This window comes from Acinetobacter sp. D009 (assembly GCF_038562025.1).
GTDB lineage: Bacteria > Pseudomonadota > Gammaproteobacteria > Pseudomonadales > Moraxellaceae > Acinetobacter > Acinetobacter pittii.
The window spans coordinates 1,604,534-1,622,889 of record NZ_CP151886.1 but is presented as its reverse complement, the minus strand read 5'-3'; the positions used below and the strand labels follow the sequence as shown (position 1 = coordinate 1,622,889).

Annotated in this window: 16 protein-coding genes; 4 read left to right on the top strand and 12 right to left on the bottom strand. The window is 40.4% G+C overall.

Annotated features, from left to right (window positions below):
• Positions 1-43: 43 nt before the first annotated feature.
• The 3 genes from AAC388_RS07660 to AAC388_RS07650 are packed head-to-tail and all read left to right on the top strand — an operon-like array spanning position 44 to position 1,026.
• Positions 44-394, top strand: coding sequence for a hypothetical protein (locus AAC388_RS07660; protein WP_337078343.1), 351 nt, complete (start codon positions 44-46; stop codon positions 392-394).
• Between the two features lie 17 nt (positions 395-411).
• On the top strand, positions 412-696 hold the full coding sequence (locus AAC388_RS07655) for a hypothetical protein (protein WP_005068868.1): 285 nt from the start codon (positions 412-414) through the stop codon (positions 694-696).
• Between the two features lie 18 nt (positions 697-714).
• Complete coding sequence (locus AAC388_RS07650) at positions 715-1,026, top strand: TusE/DsrC/DsvC family sulfur relay protein (protein ID WP_125530250.1); 312 nt, start codon at positions 715-717, stop codon at positions 1,024-1,026.
• 2 nt (positions 1,027-1,028) lie between these two features.
• Here the strand turns inward: AAC388_RS07650 and AAC388_RS07645 are convergent, their stop codons facing one another.
• The gene (locus tag AAC388_RS07645; RefSeq protein WP_174724455.1) at positions 1,029-1,892 is read right to left on the bottom strand and encodes a DMT family transporter; all 864 of its coding nucleotides are present in this window, start codon (positions 1,890-1,892) and stop codon (positions 1,029-1,031) included.
• A gap of 123 nt (positions 1,893-2,015) precedes the next feature.
• On the opposite strand from AAC388_RS07645, the gene AAC388_RS07640 reads away from it, so the two are divergent.
• The gene (locus tag AAC388_RS07640; protein WP_342371443.1) at positions 2,016-3,407 is read left to right on the top strand and encodes a PLP-dependent aminotransferase family protein; all 1,392 of its coding nucleotides are present in this window, start codon (positions 2,016-2,018) and stop codon (positions 3,405-3,407) included.
• A 16-nt stretch (positions 3,408-3,423) separates the two neighbouring features.
• On the opposite strand, the gene AAC388_RS07635 is transcribed toward AAC388_RS07640, so the two are convergent.
• From AAC388_RS07635 to nirB, 11 genes are all read right to left on the bottom strand, one after another.
• A complete protein-coding gene (locus tag AAC388_RS07635; RefSeq protein ID WP_342371442.1) occupies positions 3,424-3,906 on the bottom strand; it encodes a helix-turn-helix domain-containing protein in 483 nt (160 codons plus the stop codon).
• A 216-nt stretch (positions 3,907-4,122) separates the two neighbouring features.
• A complete protein-coding gene (locus tag AAC388_RS07630) occupies positions 4,123-5,358 on the bottom strand; it encodes a molybdopterin molybdotransferase MoeA (protein ID WP_342371441.1) in 1,236 nt (411 codons plus the stop codon).
• Positions 5,358-6,281: a bifunctional molybdenum cofactor biosynthesis protein MoaC/MoaB gene (moaCB, locus tag AAC388_RS07625; protein WP_014207007.1), complete on the bottom strand. Its 924-nt coding sequence runs from the start codon at positions 6,279-6,281 to the stop codon at positions 5,358-5,360. Before moaCB ends, AAC388_RS07630 begins: the two co-directional genes overlap by 1 nt.
• Positions 6,282-6,304: 23 nt before the next feature.
• Positions 6,305-6,790, bottom strand: a complete 486-nt coding sequence (locus tag AAC388_RS07620; RefSeq protein WP_309167080.1) for a molybdenum cofactor biosynthesis protein MoaE — start codon at positions 6,788-6,790, stop codon at positions 6,305-6,307.
• A gap of 3 nt (positions 6,791-6,793) precedes the next feature.
• Positions 6,794-7,048 (bottom strand): MoaD/ThiS family protein, encoded by a 255-nt coding sequence (locus AAC388_RS07615; RefSeq protein WP_078220966.1) that lies wholly within the window; start codon positions 7,046-7,048, stop codon positions 6,794-6,796.
• Positions 7,049-8,089, bottom strand: coding sequence for a GTP 3',8-cyclase MoaA (gene moaA, locus AAC388_RS07610; protein WP_342371440.1), 1,041 nt, complete (start codon positions 8,087-8,089; stop codon positions 7,049-7,051).
• Positions 8,090-8,318: 229 nt separating this feature from the next.
• Positions 8,319-10,592, bottom strand: coding sequence for a molybdopterin-dependent oxidoreductase (locus tag AAC388_RS07605; protein ID WP_342371439.1), 2,274 nt, complete (start codon positions 10,590-10,592; stop codon positions 8,319-8,321).
• Positions 10,593-10,740: 148 nt separating this feature from the next.
• Positions 10,741-11,370, bottom strand: a complete 630-nt coding sequence (locus tag AAC388_RS07600) for an NTP transferase domain-containing protein (protein WP_342371438.1) — start codon at positions 11,368-11,370, stop codon at positions 10,741-10,743.
• A complete protein-coding gene (locus tag AAC388_RS07595) occupies positions 11,367-14,147 on the bottom strand; it encodes a molybdopterin-dependent oxidoreductase (RefSeq protein WP_342371437.1) in 2,781 nt (926 codons plus the stop codon). Before AAC388_RS07595 ends, AAC388_RS07600 begins: the two co-directional genes overlap by 4 nt.
• Before the next feature lie 18 nt (positions 14,148-14,165).
• Positions 14,166-15,788, bottom strand: a complete 1,623-nt coding sequence (gene nirD, locus AAC388_RS07590) for a nitrite reductase small subunit NirD (protein ID WP_342371436.1) — start codon at positions 15,786-15,788, stop codon at positions 14,166-14,168.
• 12 nt (positions 15,789-15,800) lie between these two features.
• Positions 15,801-18,347, bottom strand: a complete 2,547-nt coding sequence (gene nirB, locus AAC388_RS07585) for a nitrite reductase large subunit NirB (protein WP_069140637.1) — start codon at positions 18,345-18,347, stop codon at positions 15,801-15,803.
• Positions 18,348-18,356 lie beyond the last annotated feature (9 nt).

Below are 18,356 nucleotides of genomic sequence, written 5' to 3'. Positions count from 1 at the left end.
TTACTTTGTTTGCTTAGATTGTTGCTTTTAAAAGGTATATTGTGTGAAATCTGTACTCGTCATTTTAAGCCAAGCCAATTTAACCAGTCTTCAAATCAATGAAAGCCTTTCTGCTACTATGGTTTTAGCAACCTTTGGCTCACCAGTCAAAGTATTATTGAAAGATGCTGCTCTTAGTCTTTTGCAAAATGATTTGAGCTTTGATCAGTTTCGTCAGGCTTTCAAAGTGGCCTCAAATATGGTCGAAAGTTTTGAGTTCTACGACTTGTGCCCTATTCTGATTGAAAATAAAAATCAGCAGCATCCTCTTGTACAAAAAACCGAACAAGAAATTGAATTCGTTCAGTTGAATGCTGAGTTTATTCAATCTTTTGATCATGTTCTATATTGGTAGATAAAGGTGTAAGTTTAATGAATCCGTCAACACTTTATCTTGTGCAATCTTCTTACCATTCTACGCCGAAAATTATTGATGAATTACGCAATCTTTTTCAGGTAGGTGACCAAATTGTTTTTATGGGTGATGCAACTGCACACCTTTCTGCTGAAATGATTCAACCATTTGAATCTGTTTCATGTTTAAGCATCGAAAAAGATTTAATCGATACGGATACTTTAGCTCAGGTGAAGGTATTAGATTACGATCAATTTGCTGATCTGGTTTTAACGTTTAATCGCTGTATTTCTCTTAAATAATATATTTAGGCTGGTTTCATGAATTTAGAATTAGACCAAGATGGTCATTTGGTTGATTACACAATCTGGAATCCTGAAGTTGCGCAAGAACTTGCCAAATCGCTTGATCTTGAACTCACCGATTGGCATTTTGAAGTTTTAGCGGCTGTACGTCAGTTTTATCAGCAGTTTGGACACTCTCCAGCAACTCGTCCTCTCATTAAATTTTTAATGAAAACGGTCAGTCCAGAGATTAATAATACGGTTTTACAGCAACAATTTAATACTGGTTTAGTGGCGCGTCATTTAAGTCGTTTAGCAGGGATCCCTAAACCAGCAAATTGTTTATAAAATTAAGTAAATTTTTTAGCGGCAGCGACGCATAAAATCGTTGCTGCTGTAACCACCAACATTGACCAACTTACTTGTTCGTGTAACAAGACCGCAGCAATACCTAATCCCATTAAAGGTTGTAAGAGTTGTAGTTGGCTAATCGCAGCAATTCCTCCTTGTGCAAGCCCTTTGTACCAAAAGAAAAAACCTATCAGCATACTAAATAAAGACACATAAATAAGGCCGACCAAAGCTGATGTAGATACGCTCTGAAATGAAGCTGGCATATAGAATATAGTCAGAAATAGCATAAAAGGTAGTGACAAAATAAGCGCCCAACAAATGACCTGCCACCCGCCTATTTTTCTTGAAAGTACACCGCCTTCTGCATAGCCAAAGCCACAAAAAATAATCGCCATTAACATATAAAAGTCCCCTATTCCAAGTGATGTATCACCAGAAATGAAGAACATATAAGTAAAAACAACTGCACTCCCCAAGATTGCAAATATCCAGAAAAATTGATTCGGTTTTTCTCCACCTCTGAGTACAGCAAATATTGCAGTTGCAAGAGGTAAAAGGCTAACAAAAACGATTGAATGGGCTGCATTCATGTATTGGAGGGCAAGCGCTGTAAATAGAGGAAAACCTATCACCACGCCTAAAGAGACGATGGCAAGAGGCCACCAATCTTGCTTGGCTGGTTTCTTTTGTTTTAAAACCAAAATAAGAATAAGACCTAAAATACCTGCAATTGCCGCACGTGCCGCAGTTAGAAAACCCGGTTCGAACCCCATTACGGCTACGCGTGTTGCTGGTAGCGACCCAGCAAAAATAGCCACGCCAATAAAACCATTCACCCAGCCATTCATAAACCTAGTCATAATTTACTCCGTTACTATACGAATAATTTAAGCTGTGCTAAGGTGAATAAACCAGATACAAAGCAGTACAATTTAAAAAAACTGTAATGTATTAATAACCAATACAGTTCGGATTGTAAGTCAGTGAACCAGAACAAAACCAAAATTGAAATTGTCATTTCAGAGATTGAGCGACAAATAAAAAATCGGTCTTTATTGCCGGGAGCACGCTTGCCTTCTGTTCGTAAGTTAGCAAATAACCTTGGATTTTCTGTATCAACGGTTGTAGAAGCCTATGAAAGATTAATTGCTCTAGGCAAAATCGAATCAAGAACTGGATCTGGTTTTTATATTGTTGGTCCGCTTGCCCCTCTTTCTTTAAGCGAATTAGGCCCTAAATTAGATCGCTCAGTCGATCCATTATGGATTTCACGTCAATCTTTAGAAGCAAAAGCAGATGTTTTTAAACCCGGCTGCGGTTGGTTACCTGATGACTGGATGCCATTAGATAGTATTCGTAAAGCATTAAGGTCGGCTGCAAGAAGCCCAGATGATTGTTTGATGGGTTATTCAACGCCATTAGGATTACCAGCTCTACGTGATTTACTGGCAAGACGCGCTCAAGCAAAAGGTATCAATGCAAATCTTAATCAAGTACTTTTAACAGACTCTGGAACTCAAGCAATTGATTTGGTTTGCCGATTTTTATTAAAGCCCAATGATGTCGTTCTTATTGATGATCCTTGTTATTTCAACTTTCATGCATTACTTAAAGTTCATCAAGTCAAGGTTATTGGTATTCCCTACACACCAACAGGTCCTGACTTAGAGGCATTTAAAGAAGCAATTGAAACTTATAATCCACGCCTTTATATCACCAACTCAGGAATTCATAATCCAACTGGCGCAGTACTTTCTCTTTCTACGGCGCATCAATTATTAAAACTTATTGAACAATCAAATTTGATTGTTGTTGAGGATGATATTTTCTCTGATTTTGAATATAGCCCGGCTCCTCGGCTTGCTGCTTTGGATAATCTTTCTCGTGTAATCTTTATTGGAAGTTTTTCTAAAACGTTATCAGCATCTATTCGTTGTGGCTATATTATCGCTAAACCAGAATGGATTGATCAGCTCACTGACCTGAAAATTGCCACAAGCTTTTCTCACAATGGTGTATCAGCTGAAGTTTTATTAAGTGCTTTAACAGATGGATCTTATCGTAAACATATAGAATTATTAAAGGTCCGATTAGCAAAAGCGATGCACGATACCATTACTCAGTTAGAACCATTGGGTATAAAACCATGGATTAAGCCTCAAGCTGGAATTTTTGTTTGGTGTCATTTGCCAAAGGGAGTTGAAGCTTCAGAAATTGCAAAATATTGTATTAATCATCAGGTTATTCTTGCACCAGGAAACGCATTTAGCCAAGCTTCCAATGCTGGCCAATTCATACGCTTTAATGTGACACAGTCAAATCATGACCATATCTATAAGACTCTAGCTGATGCGATTCAACTAGAGTCTTCATGACTGATAGTAAGAAAAATTAAGCTTGTTTCTGTTTTTGCTGCATATATACAAAATAACCCGGCCCAGCTGAAACCTGAACTTGTTTTGCATGTAAAGGTTCACGGCAAACCGAACATACCATGACTGGTTCAAATTTATGACCACAAGTTTTATGGCGATATTCTAAAGGTTTGCCTAAACCTTGATCCATCCATTTATCTGCCCAATTTGCCATAGATAAGATAATTGGATAAAGCTCAAAACCTTTATCAGTCAATTTATATTCAAAGCGTTCCTGCCGATCAAAATAAGGGGCTTTGACTAAAATTTCATATTCAACCAAACGCTTTAAACGATCCGAAAGGACATGACGAGTGACACCTAATGACTTTTGAAAATCGTCAAAACGGCGTATTCCCATAAAAGCATTACGTAATATTAGCATCGTCCATCGATCGCCAATCACTGATAGCATACGAGCAACCGAACAAGGTTGATCACCGATGTCATCCCATTTCATCTTTATGCGTTCCTCGATATTTCCCAGCCTAATGGCCCTATTGTTTATACCCTAAACCACTTAGCACGATTTATGCAAGATTCATTATTAAAATAACTTCTTATCAAGCTTATGAAAGAATTTTCATTATAAAAAATTAAAAGTTATTATTTAAAATTGCTTAATAAATATAACTCACTCAGTTATATAGTGAGTTATATTTATCATTACTGGTTATTAATTTGAAATAAATACGCCCTTCAATATATAACCCGCTTCCAATTTTGCACTTGCCGGAATTCGGACCAGACAATTGGCTTGCATTAAATTACTGAGCATGTGTGATTGCTGTTTTGCCAGACTTTTAACTTTAAGTTGTCCATTGTTAAAATAGGCATGCATTCTTAGAAAACGCTCGCGTGCATCTTCTTTTAAATCGTGATCTAAAATTGCACTAAACCACACTGGCCCAGCTTGGTTTCCCTGCAAAGTGTCGAGCAATGCTTTACCGTAAACCTGCATAGACACATAGACCGCAGCAGGATTACCGGGCAACCCCAGTAAATAACAGTGGTGATCTGATTCTGGATGAGAATATTCAGCAAAAAAGAGTGGCTTACCCGGCTTTTGTTTTACTTTCCAAAAGATCTGTTCAAAACCAACTTCAAAAGCACATGGCCGAACAAAATCATAGTCTCCAACAGAGACTCCACCAGTGGTTATGATGACATCATGGGTATCTTTTAATTGGTCGAAATATTGTGTGACCTGTGCTGCATCATCTGCCACATGAATGAGTTCAACATCTAAACCATAATCTTCAAACCAAGCTTTTAGTAATGGGCCATTTGCATCAAAGATTTTACCTTCAGCTAGATCTTCTGCTGTTTCGGCAACTTCATCACCCGTGATCAAAACAGCAACTTTCGGCGCACGATAGACTTCAACGGTTTGCACTCCCGCCATACTTAAGGCAGCCAAACTTCCAATATTCAAAAATTGTCCAACTTGCGCAAGTAACTGCCCTTGCTGGATTTCTTCGCCAGTAAAACGAATATCAGCTTGAGGATTTATATGCTCCGTTAAACAAATTTCTTGAGGCGAAACAACCGATACGATTTCTTGCCTCGCTACATGCGTTGTCCCTTCAGGAATTTTGCCGCCCGTAAATATACGAATTGCTTGACCTTCACTCAGAATGTCATGACTTTCGCTTCCGGCGCGAATCTCGCCAGTAACCTGAAACTTTTGATTATTTAAATCTTCTACATGACAACAAAGTGCATAGCCATCCACAGCACTTTGAGAAAAGCTTGGCAAATTAATTTGTGAATAAATTTCTTTAGAAAGATATCTACTTAGGCTATTTTGAAGAGGTTGCTGAATTGAACCTAATTTTTTAGGTCGGTTACTAATCAGCTCAATTGCTTCATCTACGCTAATCAACCCACGTTCTGCACCACAATCAGTCATTACTCATAGCCTCCCGGATGTGGTAGATCACGGCAAACATCAAAAATATGCACTAATGCTGGTAAGATAGCAGCCATTGATTCGCTTGCTCCACCACGGCTTCCCGGTAAAGTCACCACTAAAGAGCGATCAATAAAACCAGCTACTCCACGCGACATTGCAGCATATGGCGTGCGTTTTTGTCCAAATGAACGAGCAGCTTCCATTAAGCCATCTAACTTCCGTTCTAAAAGTGGTTCTAGCGTATCAACTGTAATGTCACGCTTACCAATTCCAGTTCCACCAACCGTCATAATGCAAGCATATGATTTGCTCAGCTCAAGCACTAAGTTTTTTAAAGTATCCGCTTCATCTGGCAAAATTTGGTAATGGATTGGATCGAATCCTGCTTCGGTTAAAGTTTCAACCACAGATTTTCCGGCAGTATCGGGCTTTCTACCCGCTGCTACGGTGTCTGACAACACAATAACCGCAGCCGAAACGGGTTGACGAAGAACTCGCTTAAAGTGTGATTTACCACCTTTTTTCTTAAGCAATTTACATTGATCCATCCAGAGCTCTTCTGGTTCACAATGTGGTTTTAACATGTCGTAAATGGTTAAGCCGGCAAGACTTGCAGCCGTTAAGGCTTCCATTTCTACGCCAGTTGGACCAATGGTTTCAACTACGGCAATGATCTTTACAAAATCATGTTCTAGTTCATATTCAACATCTGCCCGATAAATCGGCAGTGGATGACACAAAGGAATCAGCTCATCAGTACGTTTTGCTGCCAAAATTCCTGCAACACGTGCGGTTTTTAATGCATCACCTTTTTCCGTATTCCCTTGTCTTAATAATTCAATACAGTGCGGTGGTGCATATAAAATTGCTTGTGCTTCAGCAACACGATAACTTTCCGGCTTCATTCCTACATTTTTCATTATTTATCCTAGTCTTACTTATTTCAGTGTGAGTGTTCATGGCCGGCATGATGGTGATGCTTGTGTTCGTGCGGTGCATCCTTACGAATACAGCAGCCCTCTACATAATGACTCGTACCATCTGTAAAGAACTCTTCTTTAAATACAGGTACTTCATGCTTAACTCGCTCAACTGCTTCTTCGCATGCTTGAAAAGCTTCACGGCGGTGGGCTGCATAAGCAATTGCAATAATGGCTGTTTCACCGACATCTAGATGCCCAATCCGATGAACCACTCGCACATAAGATACCTGATACTTTTTTTCAATTTCCAGTTCAATTTCACGTATCATTTTTTCAGAAAGCGGTTTATACGAGGTATATTTCAAAGACTTAACCGCTTTACCTTCATGGTGATTACGAACTGTACCCATAAAAATATCAATTCCACCGCATTCTGGAAAAGATTCAATAGGATCAAAAGTATCTAAGCTTAAAGCCTGCTCTTGTATACGTGCAAAATCTAGCATGGCTCATCCTCCTGCAACTGGTGATAATAAAACCAAAGTACACGGTTCACTTAAGGCAGATTGCCTCGTTATGACATTATCGCCAATAGCGCATGCACATTTTTCCATGGCCTGTGTACATTCCGGATGCAACGAAACAATTTCATCTAAGACATCTTTAACTAAAATATCGGTGGGGAAAACTAACGAAAGATTTTGTGGAAGCAATTTTTCAATTGCACCAAATGATTCGATTTTAATTTGGATAGATTGCTGCATTTATCCCCCAAGCATATGCATGCTGATTTTACGGGCTTGTTGATGTTGTAAGGCATGAAAGCCTTGTGCTTTATGCCAGATATAAGGATGGACCAAATTCTTTAAATTTTGGATATACATATCGTATTCTGGTGTACGTTGTTTACTTACCAGCGTTTGAAGCTGTGGCTTAATATTTAAACCCTGCGGCGCAAAGAGACAGTTATAGAGTTCACCTTTTGCGGTAAGTCGTATACGGTCACATTGTTGGCAAAATGAATGAGTAATGGTAGAAATGATGCCTAGCGCGTAGCTATTGTTAAGTAAATATTGGCGTGCTGGCTCATGTTGTTGCTCAATCACTTGTAATGAATAATATGGTTGCAACGCCTGTAAAATTTCGGCTTCACTCACCACATCTTTATTTGACCAAAGTGCATCACCATCAAGTGGCATGAATTCAATAAAACGTAGCGGAATATGATTGGCGATAGACCATTTCACCATCGGTAGGATTTGATCGTCATTTTTATCTTTCATTAACACGCAGTTAATTTTAAAAGGTAGCCCTGCATCTTTTGCAGCTTGAATACCCTCAAGAACTGGTTCTAACTTTTTCTTAGTGAGCTCTTTAAATTGAATCGGATCTAGGCTATCTAGACTAATATTTAAATCATCTAGACCAGCATCTTTTAATTGCTGAGCGTATTTTGCAAGATAATGTCCATTGGTGGTCATTGAAATACGCTTTAAACCTAATGCTTTTAAAGCTTGTAAATCGCGAACGAAATGAACAATGCCTTGACGCATTAATGGTTCACCACCCGTAATACGGATGCTTTCAATACCTTGTTGCACCATAAAACTGCAAAACTGAAAGAGCGCCTCAAAACTAAGCAAATCTTGTTTATTTAGCCATTCAGGATGTTCAGGCATGCAATACACACACTTAAAATTACAGCGATCAGTTACTGAAATACGTAACTTTCGCTTGATGCGCCCATATTGATCTTGCAAAAGCATTGGCGCAGTTTCAGAGTGATATTGTTTCATTATTTGCACTCATATCGAGAACAGTTCAAATATTGCAAGCACTCATTAAGAGCAATTAAACTTTTAAAATTGCGCCTTAGTAGTGCTTTGATCTTTATTGCAAAATTTGTTCCAATTCTATTTATCATCCATAACTTTTTGGGTTGTATTTGAAATTTCGGCCGTATCGTTTTAGTTCAAACTTTAAAGCTTTACAAAATCAGTGCGGCGTCAATCTTTTATATGCCCTACTTTATTTCTAGCACTTTTCTAAACGGATGGGTACATATTTATGGTACGGCGTTTTAGACAAAGGATCACAATGCTCACCAGAAATGAGCATGTTTAATTGTGGTCCAATTGGTTCTCCACCTTGAAAGCGCATGCCATAACCATGTGGAAGCGAAACAACCCCTTTTCGCATTCCCTCATCAAAATCTACAGTAACCTGAATTTCTCCATGTTGTGAGATACATTTGATTTGATCACCCATAGCTACATTTAAGGCCTCTGCATCTTCAGGATGAATTCGTAAAGCTCCTTCAGCATCTACTTTTCGCCATGCTGGGTCACGGTAAATTTGGTTGGCGTTATAACTACGACGCTCACCTGATAAAAGTATGAAGGGAAATTCTTCTACATTAACCTGATGATTTTTTAAATTTGCGAGCTCAGTTAACATCTCTGGAATAGCTAGACGTATTTTCTTATCTTTATAAGCTACCAGTTTCCAGACTTCATCATATTCATGTTGCGATAAAACCATACCTGAACGTTGCTTTAATATTTGCTCAAATAGTTTGACACCTTGTGTTAACGGATTACCCTTATAACCTGCACGGCGTACCGCTTTGGTGTGTAACACAGCATATTGAATCGATAATGGCAATAAAAAAGCAACTGAACCAGCTGATTTTTCTAAGTGTTTACCTAAAGTGCGATAGAGAATTGAGGCTGCAAAAGGAATGTATTTTTTGTGTCGTGCAAAAGTAAGTCCCAATGCCGACAAGTAAGGTAAATAGGCTGTTTTTTTCGAGTCGACCGCAGCTATTTTTTCTAAAATTGGAAAGCGTTTTGGAATCACCTGCATGGCTTCAAGTAATCGTGTATAAATTTCTGCCTCTGGCAAAGTATTCGTTTGAGCGGCCAATACAGGATGACGTAGGTGAAAACCATTTTTAGGAAATTCCAAATTAAAACCAGTAAATTCCCATTTTTCAAACTGGGTATGCGCTGGCAAAATGTAGTCCGCAAGCCTAGCGGTTTCCGTCATAGCAACATCAACCACAACCAACAAATCTAATGCTTTAAATGCTTTTTTGTAGGCTGGTGTATCAGGATAAGTTAATAACGGGTTACAGCTATCTACAAAAACTGCGCGAATTCGCTTTTCCCCTCCGTTTAAGATTTCATCGGGTAAAATATTAGGCGGGAAGTACCCAGAAATGGGGAACATTTTATGGTAAACACTCCGTCGATATTTCGGCTTTCTTTCATCTGTATCACTTAAGATTGGAATAAACATGGTATGTAAATTATTAGTACCTTGTTTTCCAAAGTTTCCAGTCAGTAAGTACAGTAGTTTTTCTAAATAACCATTTAAAGTCGTATTCAAAGTATGTTGAATACCTAAATCGATACGTACACAGCCTCTTTTTGCCTTGGCAAAATCTCGAACTACCTGGTAAATCAAATCGACTGGAACATCTGCTTTGGCAATATAGTCTTCAATCGGCACACGACTAAATGCTGTTTTTACGTCTTCAAAACCTTGTGTGTGCTGCTCAATGAATGCTGCATCATAAAGCTTTTCTTTAATAATGATCGCAATCATGGCCGACATTAAAAAAGCATCTGTCCCCGGTTTTAATTGCACATGGATATCTGCTTGTTTGGCCGTTTCGGTAACACGCGGGTCAAACACCACCATGGTTCGGTTCGGATCTTTCTTAATATGTTTTAGCGTGTCTCGGGCGTTAGGGATACCATGTGCCTGAAAAGGATTTGTTCCAATGAAAAGTACATAATCTGCATGTTCAACATCTTCTGTGGTATGGCAAGCCTGACTACCAAACAAACGTCCATTGAGCCAAAAATCACCCGTTTTTTCTTGGGCAAGTGAGTTGTAAGCATAATAACTTTTCATGGCCAGCAAAAGCTGTCGGCCATACGCTGCGCCGAGGTGGTTACCCTGACCGCCGCCCCCAACCGAAGCAAAAGCAGTCCCACCAAAATCATCTCTAATCTGCACTAATCGATCAGCAATTTCTTGTATGGCAACATCCCAACTTACTTCTTGAAATGATCCATCAGGTTGACGTTTCAAAGGTGTGGTCAAACGGTCTGCGTGTTGCTGGTAATGCTGTAATCTGGCAGCTTTTTGACAAATGTAACCTTGAGAAAAAGGATGTTCGGAATCACCTTTAATTTTGACAAACTGGTTATCTTTAATTTCGACACTCAAACCGCAGTTTCTAGAACATAAGATACATGCGGTCACATCTGTTTTACTTTGCTGAGCTGCGTCCATCATTTTTCTGGCTCCGTTTATTTTTATACATCTAGCTAGAATTAAAACAACAGGTTCCAAAATAGAACTTACATATTAGATAGTCAAGAACGCATCATTTTAAATTTGTTTATAACATCACTTTAGTTTGTAAATTGATAGAATCTAATGTTTAACTCGCGGTAAATATCTCTTTAAAAGCATTGATTTGTTTATATTGTTGAAGCTCATCCAAAGAGTTAATGCTATGAAAAAATAAGTTTTGTTTTTGAAATACGGCGACTTGTGCATGTAAAAGCTTAAAGCACTCTTTTAAACTTAATCGTTGTTTGTCAATTTGCTCTCTTATCGTAAGCAGGCTTTCACGCTTTAATAAGCAAAATGGGTATAAAGCATCCCCATTAATTGAAACATAGGCTGCCTGAGCTTGTTTATTTTTGCGTAGTGCGCTGTGTAATTTCGCAACGACTTGCGTAGGTATATACGTCACATCACAGGGAATACACAAAACATAATCTGCTTTTACATGTGACCATGCGCTTTTCATTCCCATGAGTGGGCCAAAAAAGCCTGCTGCATCATCTTGATAACATCGAATGTCTGGCACAATACTTTGATAGATTGAATAGTCGCGATGACTATTCACCCAAATTTCAGATACAGATGACTTTAGTTTTTGATGAATTTTGAGTAGTTGCGTATCGCCATCGAATTGCTGCAACAGCTTATTTAAACCATTCATACGGCGGGCTTGTCCACCCGCCAAAATGACCAGATCAGTTACGGGATATCCCTTATTCACACTTCCACCTCTTGTTGGCAAGCTTTAATCAAGCCACGAATCTCAGGTAAACATGAACCACAGTTCCCACCTGCTTTTAAACATGCAGTAACCTGTTTTTCATGGGTAATGTTTTGTGTTTTTATCACGTCGATAATTTTATTCTTACCTACTTTAAAACAACTACACACTAAAGGCCCATCATTATTAGTAGCCGACATTGGCATACCCGCTAGTAAAGCTTTTCGGTGCAAGGCGCTCAAACGTTCTCGTTTAAACAGACTCGCTACCCAATCACGGTCTGGCAATAAATCTGGCGGTGCAATATATAGACTTGCAATTACAATGCCATCTTTCAAAATAACGCTATGGCTCAGTTGTGAAGAGATATCTTCTATGCTTAACCATTCAAAGGTTTCATCGGCAAATGGTAAAAAGCTTTTCAGATTCTTTTGAGTATCGTGAAAAGTTTGGCGGTCTGCAAGTTCATAACGATTGGTTTTCACCATTTTGACTTTGGTCCACCATGCACAGTGATGTAGCGATTCTTGAATCTGCGAATCATATCCTTCACGAATATAGAGCACGCCCTGCCAAGTGGTATAGAACGGCTGAATAGTTACAGGCGTATGTTTGAACTCAGGTTCACCTGAAATTGCATCAACTTCTGGATTAACGACTTTACCAATACGCGCGTCGGATGCAACCTGTTCAGTCCAGTGAATCGGTGCAAAAATTTGCCCACGACGGACACCCGATGAGAAGGTCACACGTAGTACACAACTGCCCCATTTCGAACGAACTTCTACTAAGCCTTGATCACGTACACCAAATTTCAGGGCATCACTTGGATGAATCTCACAGAATGGTTCAGCGCGGTGACTGGTCAAATTTGGTGACAAACCAGTACGCGTCATGGTGTGCCATTGATCACGAATACGTCCCGTGTTCAAAATGAGCGGATAATCTTCTGAAACTGCATGTACCGGATCGATTGCAACAGTCGGAATCAATTTTGCCTTGGCATTTTTATGACTAAACTGGCCATTGCCAAACAGTTGTTGAACGGCTTTAGCGTCTTGGGTTTTATCCCATACTGGCCATTGCACTGGTTGTAGAGCATCGTACTCAGCATGACTTAGGTTCATTAAACCTTTCAAGTTGAAATAACGAAAATTATTACTTTGTTCACGCGCATTTATGTCTGCATTGTCTTGTGCAGATAACGCTGCATGCTCATTAAAGATGTCACTTGCACTCACAAAGTCAAAACCATCGAAGCCTAATTTTTTCGCGACTTGACTCACCGACCACCAATCTGCTTTTGCTTCACCCGGCGCAGGTAAGAATGCGCGCTGACGTGAAATACGACGCTCAGAGTTAGTAACGGTTCCATCTTTTTCACCCCAACCTAAAGCTGGAAGCAAAATATCGGCGTAAGCCGTAGTATCCGTATCGGCACAGATATCTGACACAACGACCAATTCGCATTTCTCTAAAGCACGTTTCACCTGATCGGCATCTGGCAGGCTCACGACTGGATTGGTCGCCATAATCCAGATGGCTTTAATTTTTCCAGCTTCAACCGCATTAAATAAATCAACTGCTTTCAAACCAGCTTGAGTTGCAATAAATGGGCTATCCCAAAAGGTTTGCACTACTTTTTGATGTAATGGATTATCTAAATCCATATGTGCAGCTAGCATATTAGCCAAGCCACCCACTTCTCGGCCCCCCATCGCATTGGGCTGGCCTGTCATTGAAAATGGTGCGGCGCCGAGCTTACCAATTTTGCCTGTTAGTAAATGACAATTAATAATACTGTTGGCCTTATTTACGCCCTGACTTGATTGATTCACACCCATTGAAAATAGGGTAATGACTTTTTCAGTTTGAGCAAATTTCTCAAAGAACTGCTGTAATTTGTCTAAGGAAATACCGCTACGTTTTGCCACATATTCAATATCGGCTTCTGGGTGGCTGCTTGCCAAAACATCTTGCAGACCTTCGGTATAAGCCTCTACAAATGCCTGATCGGCATGACCATTTTGATATAGATATTGGAATAGACCGTTAAACAATGCGACATCTTGGCCCGGTAAAATCGGTAAATGTAAATCCGCTTGTTCACAGGTACTGGTAAAACGTGGGTCAATTACCACCACAAACATATCCGGATTTTGGCTTTTAGCCTGCATAATTCGTTGATACAGCACAGGATGGCACCATGCGGTATTGGAACCAACCAAAACCACCATGTCTGCATGTTCAAAATCTTCATAACTTGCAGGCACAATATCTTCACCGAAACTCCGTTTGTGACCTGCCACCGCAGATGACATGCAAAGGCGTGAGTTGGTATCTATATTTGCAGTACCCAAATAGCCTTTTACAAACTTATTCACCACATAATAGTCTTCAGTCAAAAGCTGACCTGAAACATAAAATGCAATGCTGTCACGACCATATTGATCGATACAAGATTGGAATTTATCAGCAATTTTATTGATTGCCGCATCCCATGTCGTTACCACTCGATCAGCTTTGCGCCCCATCATTGGTTGTAAAACACGTGTTTCTAACCCTAAAGTATCCGCAAGACGGCTACCTTTAATACATAAGCGTCCAAAGTTGGAAGGATGCTCAGCATCCCCCTCTACTTGCACCACAGGTCCTTGAGGTTTTTGTTGGACGTTTACGCTAACACCACAACCTACACCACAATATGGACATGTTGTTTTAGTGTTTTTTGCAACATGATCGGAGCTATCGACTTCAACGCTTGGAATACTATTCATAACTGCTCCTTTCCCTATTTAGCCTGCATTTTTTAATGCAAAATCTCGACCAAATAGCAGTTTATTTCTAAATGAAGAAACAGGTGTTTGGTCTGCAATTAACTCTGCATACCACATGCCATCTTCAGTATCACCAAACAATACTGCACCGATTACTCGATCGCTTTGAATGATAATACGCTTATAAATATGGCGTTTTTCATCGTTCAGGATAATGTCTTCATAATCATCTTTCGGCTCAAAATTACCAGCCGAGAATACATCGACACCACTGACTTTTAACTGAGTCGGCACAGTGGGTGCTTTAAAAGTTAAGCTGCCGTGTTCAGCCAGATGGGTCGCGCAAATAAAAGCTTGGCCCCATAGTGGCTCAACCAAACCAAAAGTTTGACCACGGTGTTCGATACATTCACCCACCGCGTAAATACTTGGATCAAACGTTTGCATGGTGTCATTCACCAATACACCGCGATTGCAACGTAAACCAGCACTTTGGGCCAAAGCAATATTTGGACGAATGCCCACAGCAAATACCACAAGGTCAGCATCTAAGACCGTGCCATCTTTCAAACGGATTTGTTTGACATGACCATTTTCATCACCAATTAACGCCTCTGTATTGGCTTCGGTAATAATATGAATGCCTTTTTGCTCAATGCTATGACGAAGTAATTGACTCGCACGTCCATCAAGTTGACGTTCCATAATACGGTCCATCAAATGCAATACTGTGACATTCATACCGCGTTGTTTTAAACCATACGCCGCTTCTAAACCGAGTAAACCGCCACCAATCACCACTGCATTGGTTTTTGAATCGCAGTATTCAATCATGGTGTTGACGTCATAAATATCGCGGAAAGTTAACACGCCCTTTAAGTCAACACCTTGAACTGGTGGAATAAATGGTGCCGAGCCTGTTGCCAGAATCAAACGATCATAATCAACTGTCCGACCTTTTTCGGTGTAAACCACTTTACGTGGGCGATCAATTTTTACGGCTTTATCACCGGCAATAAATTTAATGCCTTTATCGTCATACCACTTTGGTGGATGCAACATAATGTCTTCAATGGTTTTTTCACCCGATAAAACCGGAGACAACATAATACGGTTATAGTTCCCCCATGGTTCTTCACCAATCACCGTAACTTCATAACGATCTGGCGCCATATCAAGTAAATCTTCCAGACAACGCATCCCTGCCAAACCATTCCCGATCAGCACCAGTTTAAGTTTGTCTTGTGATACACCTGTATTGGTAATATAAGTTTTTTGCGGCACCGCGTTGACCCAGACACGGCCATCAACAATTTTGCTCGGGTAAACCGCCAATTTTTGGTCTTTATCTTCTAAACAACGGCCCGTTGCCAAACTAAAATGTTGTTTATAGATTGGCGATGCAACGACGCGTTCGCCTTGTAAATCTCCAATAATGCCGCGGCTCATCACATTCGCTTGGCTAAACGGATCTTTATTACTCAGCACGTAAACACGTTTTTCATGTCCTACACGAAAAATTGCTACCGCTTGTCCACCCACTAGCGCACCCGCGCCAGTGTTTGGGGTTAAATCATCGAGTGCACACACATCAATCCATTGATCATCAGGAAGCATATTTTTGTCTTGTACAATATTCATAGAAACTCTCCTTTATGCTTCAACCATTGGAATACGGTCTTCTGAACGTTCAGCTTCAGTTAATGGGCGAATTTGACCACGTTCAGTTGTAAATTGAATGTGTGGATCGGCCTGTTCATTTGCTCCTGCGTTGATATACGTTTGGAAACGTTTGCGAACTTCAGGATTTTCCACCGCAGTACGCCATTCGTCTTGATATGTGCCAATAATGTGTTCCATACGGCGCTCAAGCTCGGCAGCCAAACCAAGTGAATCATCCACCACTACAGATTTAAGGTAATCTAAGCCGCCTTCCATGTTGTCGCGCCATACACTCGTACGTTGTAAACGGTCTGCGGTTTGGATGTAGAACATATAGAAACGGTCGATGTAACGGATGAGCGTTGCTTTATCAAGGTCAGATGCAAGTAACTCTGCATGACGTGGTTTCATACCACCGTTACCACAGACATAAAGGTTCCAACCTTTTTCGGTAGCGATAATACCCACGTCTTTACCTTGCGCTTCCGCACACTCACGAGTACAGCCAGACACTGCCATTTTTAATTTATGCGGTGAACGTAAACCTTTGTAGCGGTTTTCAAGTTCAATCGCTAAACCAACGGAGTTGTCTACCCCGTAACGGCACCATGTGCTACCCACACAAGATTTCACGGTACGCAATGATTTACCGTAAGCATGACCAGACTCGAAACCAGCAGCATTTAACTCTTCCCAAATGAATGGAAGCTCGTGAACTTGTGCACCGAACATGTCAACACGTTGACCGCCAGTAATTTTGGTGTACAAGTTATATTTCTTCGCAATTTGACCAATCGCGATTAAACCATCTGGAGTCACCTCACCACCTGCCATACGCGGTACAACCGAGTAAGAACCGTCTTTTTGGATGTTACCCAAATAGTAGTCATTACTGTCTTGTAAGCCTGCATGGCTTGGCTCAAGGACGAAATCGTTCCAGCAAGATGCCAAAATATTTGCTGCCGCCGGTTTACAAATATCACAACCTAAACCATGACCATGTTGATGAATCAAATCATCAAAAGTTTTGATTTCATTGACACGAACCAAGTGATACAACTCTTGACGCGAGTACGGGAAGTGTTCGCAAATGTGGTTATTTACAGTCACACCTTGACGTTGCAACTCTGACTTCAACACTTGTGTCACTAATGGTGCACAGCCACCACATGCTGTTGCTGCTTTGGTGCATTTCTTTAATGCACCTAAAGAGGTCGAACCATCGCTAATTGCTTGGCAGATGTCTGCTTTTGATACGTTGTTACATGAACAAATGGTTGCGCTGTCTGGAAGTAAATCTACACCGCTACCACCAGACTTACCTGCTGATTGTTCAAAGCCCGGCATGATCAAGCTTTCAGGTACTTCAGGTAAAGCCAGACCGTTTAACATCATTTGTAAAAGGTCGTTGTACTCTTTCGCATCGCCCACCAAAACCGCGCCCAGCAATTTGGTTTTATCTGCATTTACAACAATCTTTTTATAAACCAATGCATGCTCATCTGCATAGAAATAGCTTAATGCACCTGGAGTCATGGCATGTGCATCGCCTACAGAAGCAACATCAACACCCATCAACTTCAACTTGGTGCTCATGTCTGCACCGGTGAAGCAATGACACTCTTCATCTAAAATGTGTTTTGCTGCAATACGCGCCATGTCATAGCCCGGTGCAACCAAACCATAAATTTTATTTTGCCAAAGCGCACATTCACCAATGGCATAAATATTGTTATCTGAAGTTTGGCAATAATCATTAATGACGATACCGCCACGCTCACCAATCGCCAGACCACTATTGCGTGCGAGCTCATCACGTGGACGGATCCCCGCAGAGAATAAAATGACATCTGCTTCAAGCTCGCTACCATCTGCAAATTTCATTACATGTGTAGTGCTGTTGCCACATTCGATAGATTGTGTCGCTTTTTGTGTATGAACTTTTACACCAAGGTCTTCAATTTTACGGCGTAAAACTTTACCGCCCAAATCATCAATTTGAACTGCCATTAAACGTGGCGCAAACTCAACAACATGTGTTTCTAAATCTAAATCACGTAAAGCTTTTGCAGCTTCAAGTCCAAGTAAACCGCCACCAATCACTACACCTGTTTTTGCATTGAGACTCGCTGCACGAATCGCATCTAAGTCTTCAATCGTACGGTAAACAAAGCAGTTTTCACGGTCATTACCCGGAATTGGTGGAACGAATGCATACGAACCAGTTGCCAACACCAATTTGTCATAGCTGATGACATCACCATGATTGGTTGTGACTGTTTGTGCAGCTGTATCAATTGCAGTTGCTTTTGTATTTAGACGTAAGTCAATGCCATGAGCATCAGCAAAGTCAAAACGTGCTAAAGATAAATCTTTTGCTGATTTCCCAGAGAAATATTCTGTCAAATGTACACGGTCATAGGCGATACGAGGTTCTTCCGCGAGAATCGTGATTTCCAGTTCATCATCTGCTTTTTCTAAAATGGCTTCGATGAATTTGTGGCCCACCATACCATGACCAATCATTACCAATTTCATAGTGTTTCT

Bases quoted from the DNA above. Each gene is read 5' to 3' on its own strand.
- AAC388_RS07655 (WP_005068868.1), top strand. From the start codon at position 412: ATGAATCCGTCAACACTTTATCTTGTGCAATCTTCTTACCATTCTACG.
- AAC388_RS07650 (WP_125530250.1), top strand. From the start codon at position 715: ATGAATTTAGAATTAGACCAAGATGGTCATTTGGTTGATTACACAATC.
- AAC388_RS07645 (WP_174724455.1), bottom strand. From the start codon at position 1,892: ATGACTAGGTTTATGAATGGCTGGGTGAATGGTTTTATTGGCGTGGCT.
- AAC388_RS07635 (WP_342371442.1), bottom strand. From the start codon at position 3,906: ATGAAATGGGATGACATCGGTGATCAACCTTGTTCGGTTGCTCGTATG.
- AAC388_RS07630 (WP_342371441.1), bottom strand. From the start codon at position 5,358: ATGACTGATTGTGGTGCAGAACGTGGGTTGATTAGCGTAGATGAAGCA.
- moaCB (WP_014207007.1), bottom strand. From the start codon at position 6,281: ATGAAAAATGTAGGAATGAAGCCGGAAAGTTATCGTGTTGCTGAAGCA.
- AAC388_RS07620 (WP_309167080.1), bottom strand. From the start codon at position 6,790: ATGCTAGATTTTGCACGTATACAAGAGCAGGCTTTAAGCTTAGATACT.
- AAC388_RS07615 (WP_078220966.1), bottom strand. From the start codon at position 7,048: ATGCAGCAATCTATCCAAATTAAAATCGAATCATTTGGTGCAATTGAA.
- AAC388_RS07605 (WP_342371439.1), bottom strand. From the start codon at position 10,592: ATGATGGACGCAGCTCAGCAAAGTAAAACAGATGTGACCGCATGTATC.
- AAC388_RS07595 (WP_342371437.1), bottom strand. From the start codon at position 14,147: ATGAATAGTATTCCAAGCGTTGAAGTCGATAGCTCCGATCATGTTGCA.
- nirD (WP_342371436.1), bottom strand. From the start codon at position 15,788: ATGAATATTGTACAAGACAAAAATATGCTTCCTGATGATCAATGGATT.
- nirB (WP_069140637.1), bottom strand. From the start codon at position 18,347: ATGAAATTGGTAATGATTGGTCATGGTATGGTGGGCCACAAATTCATC.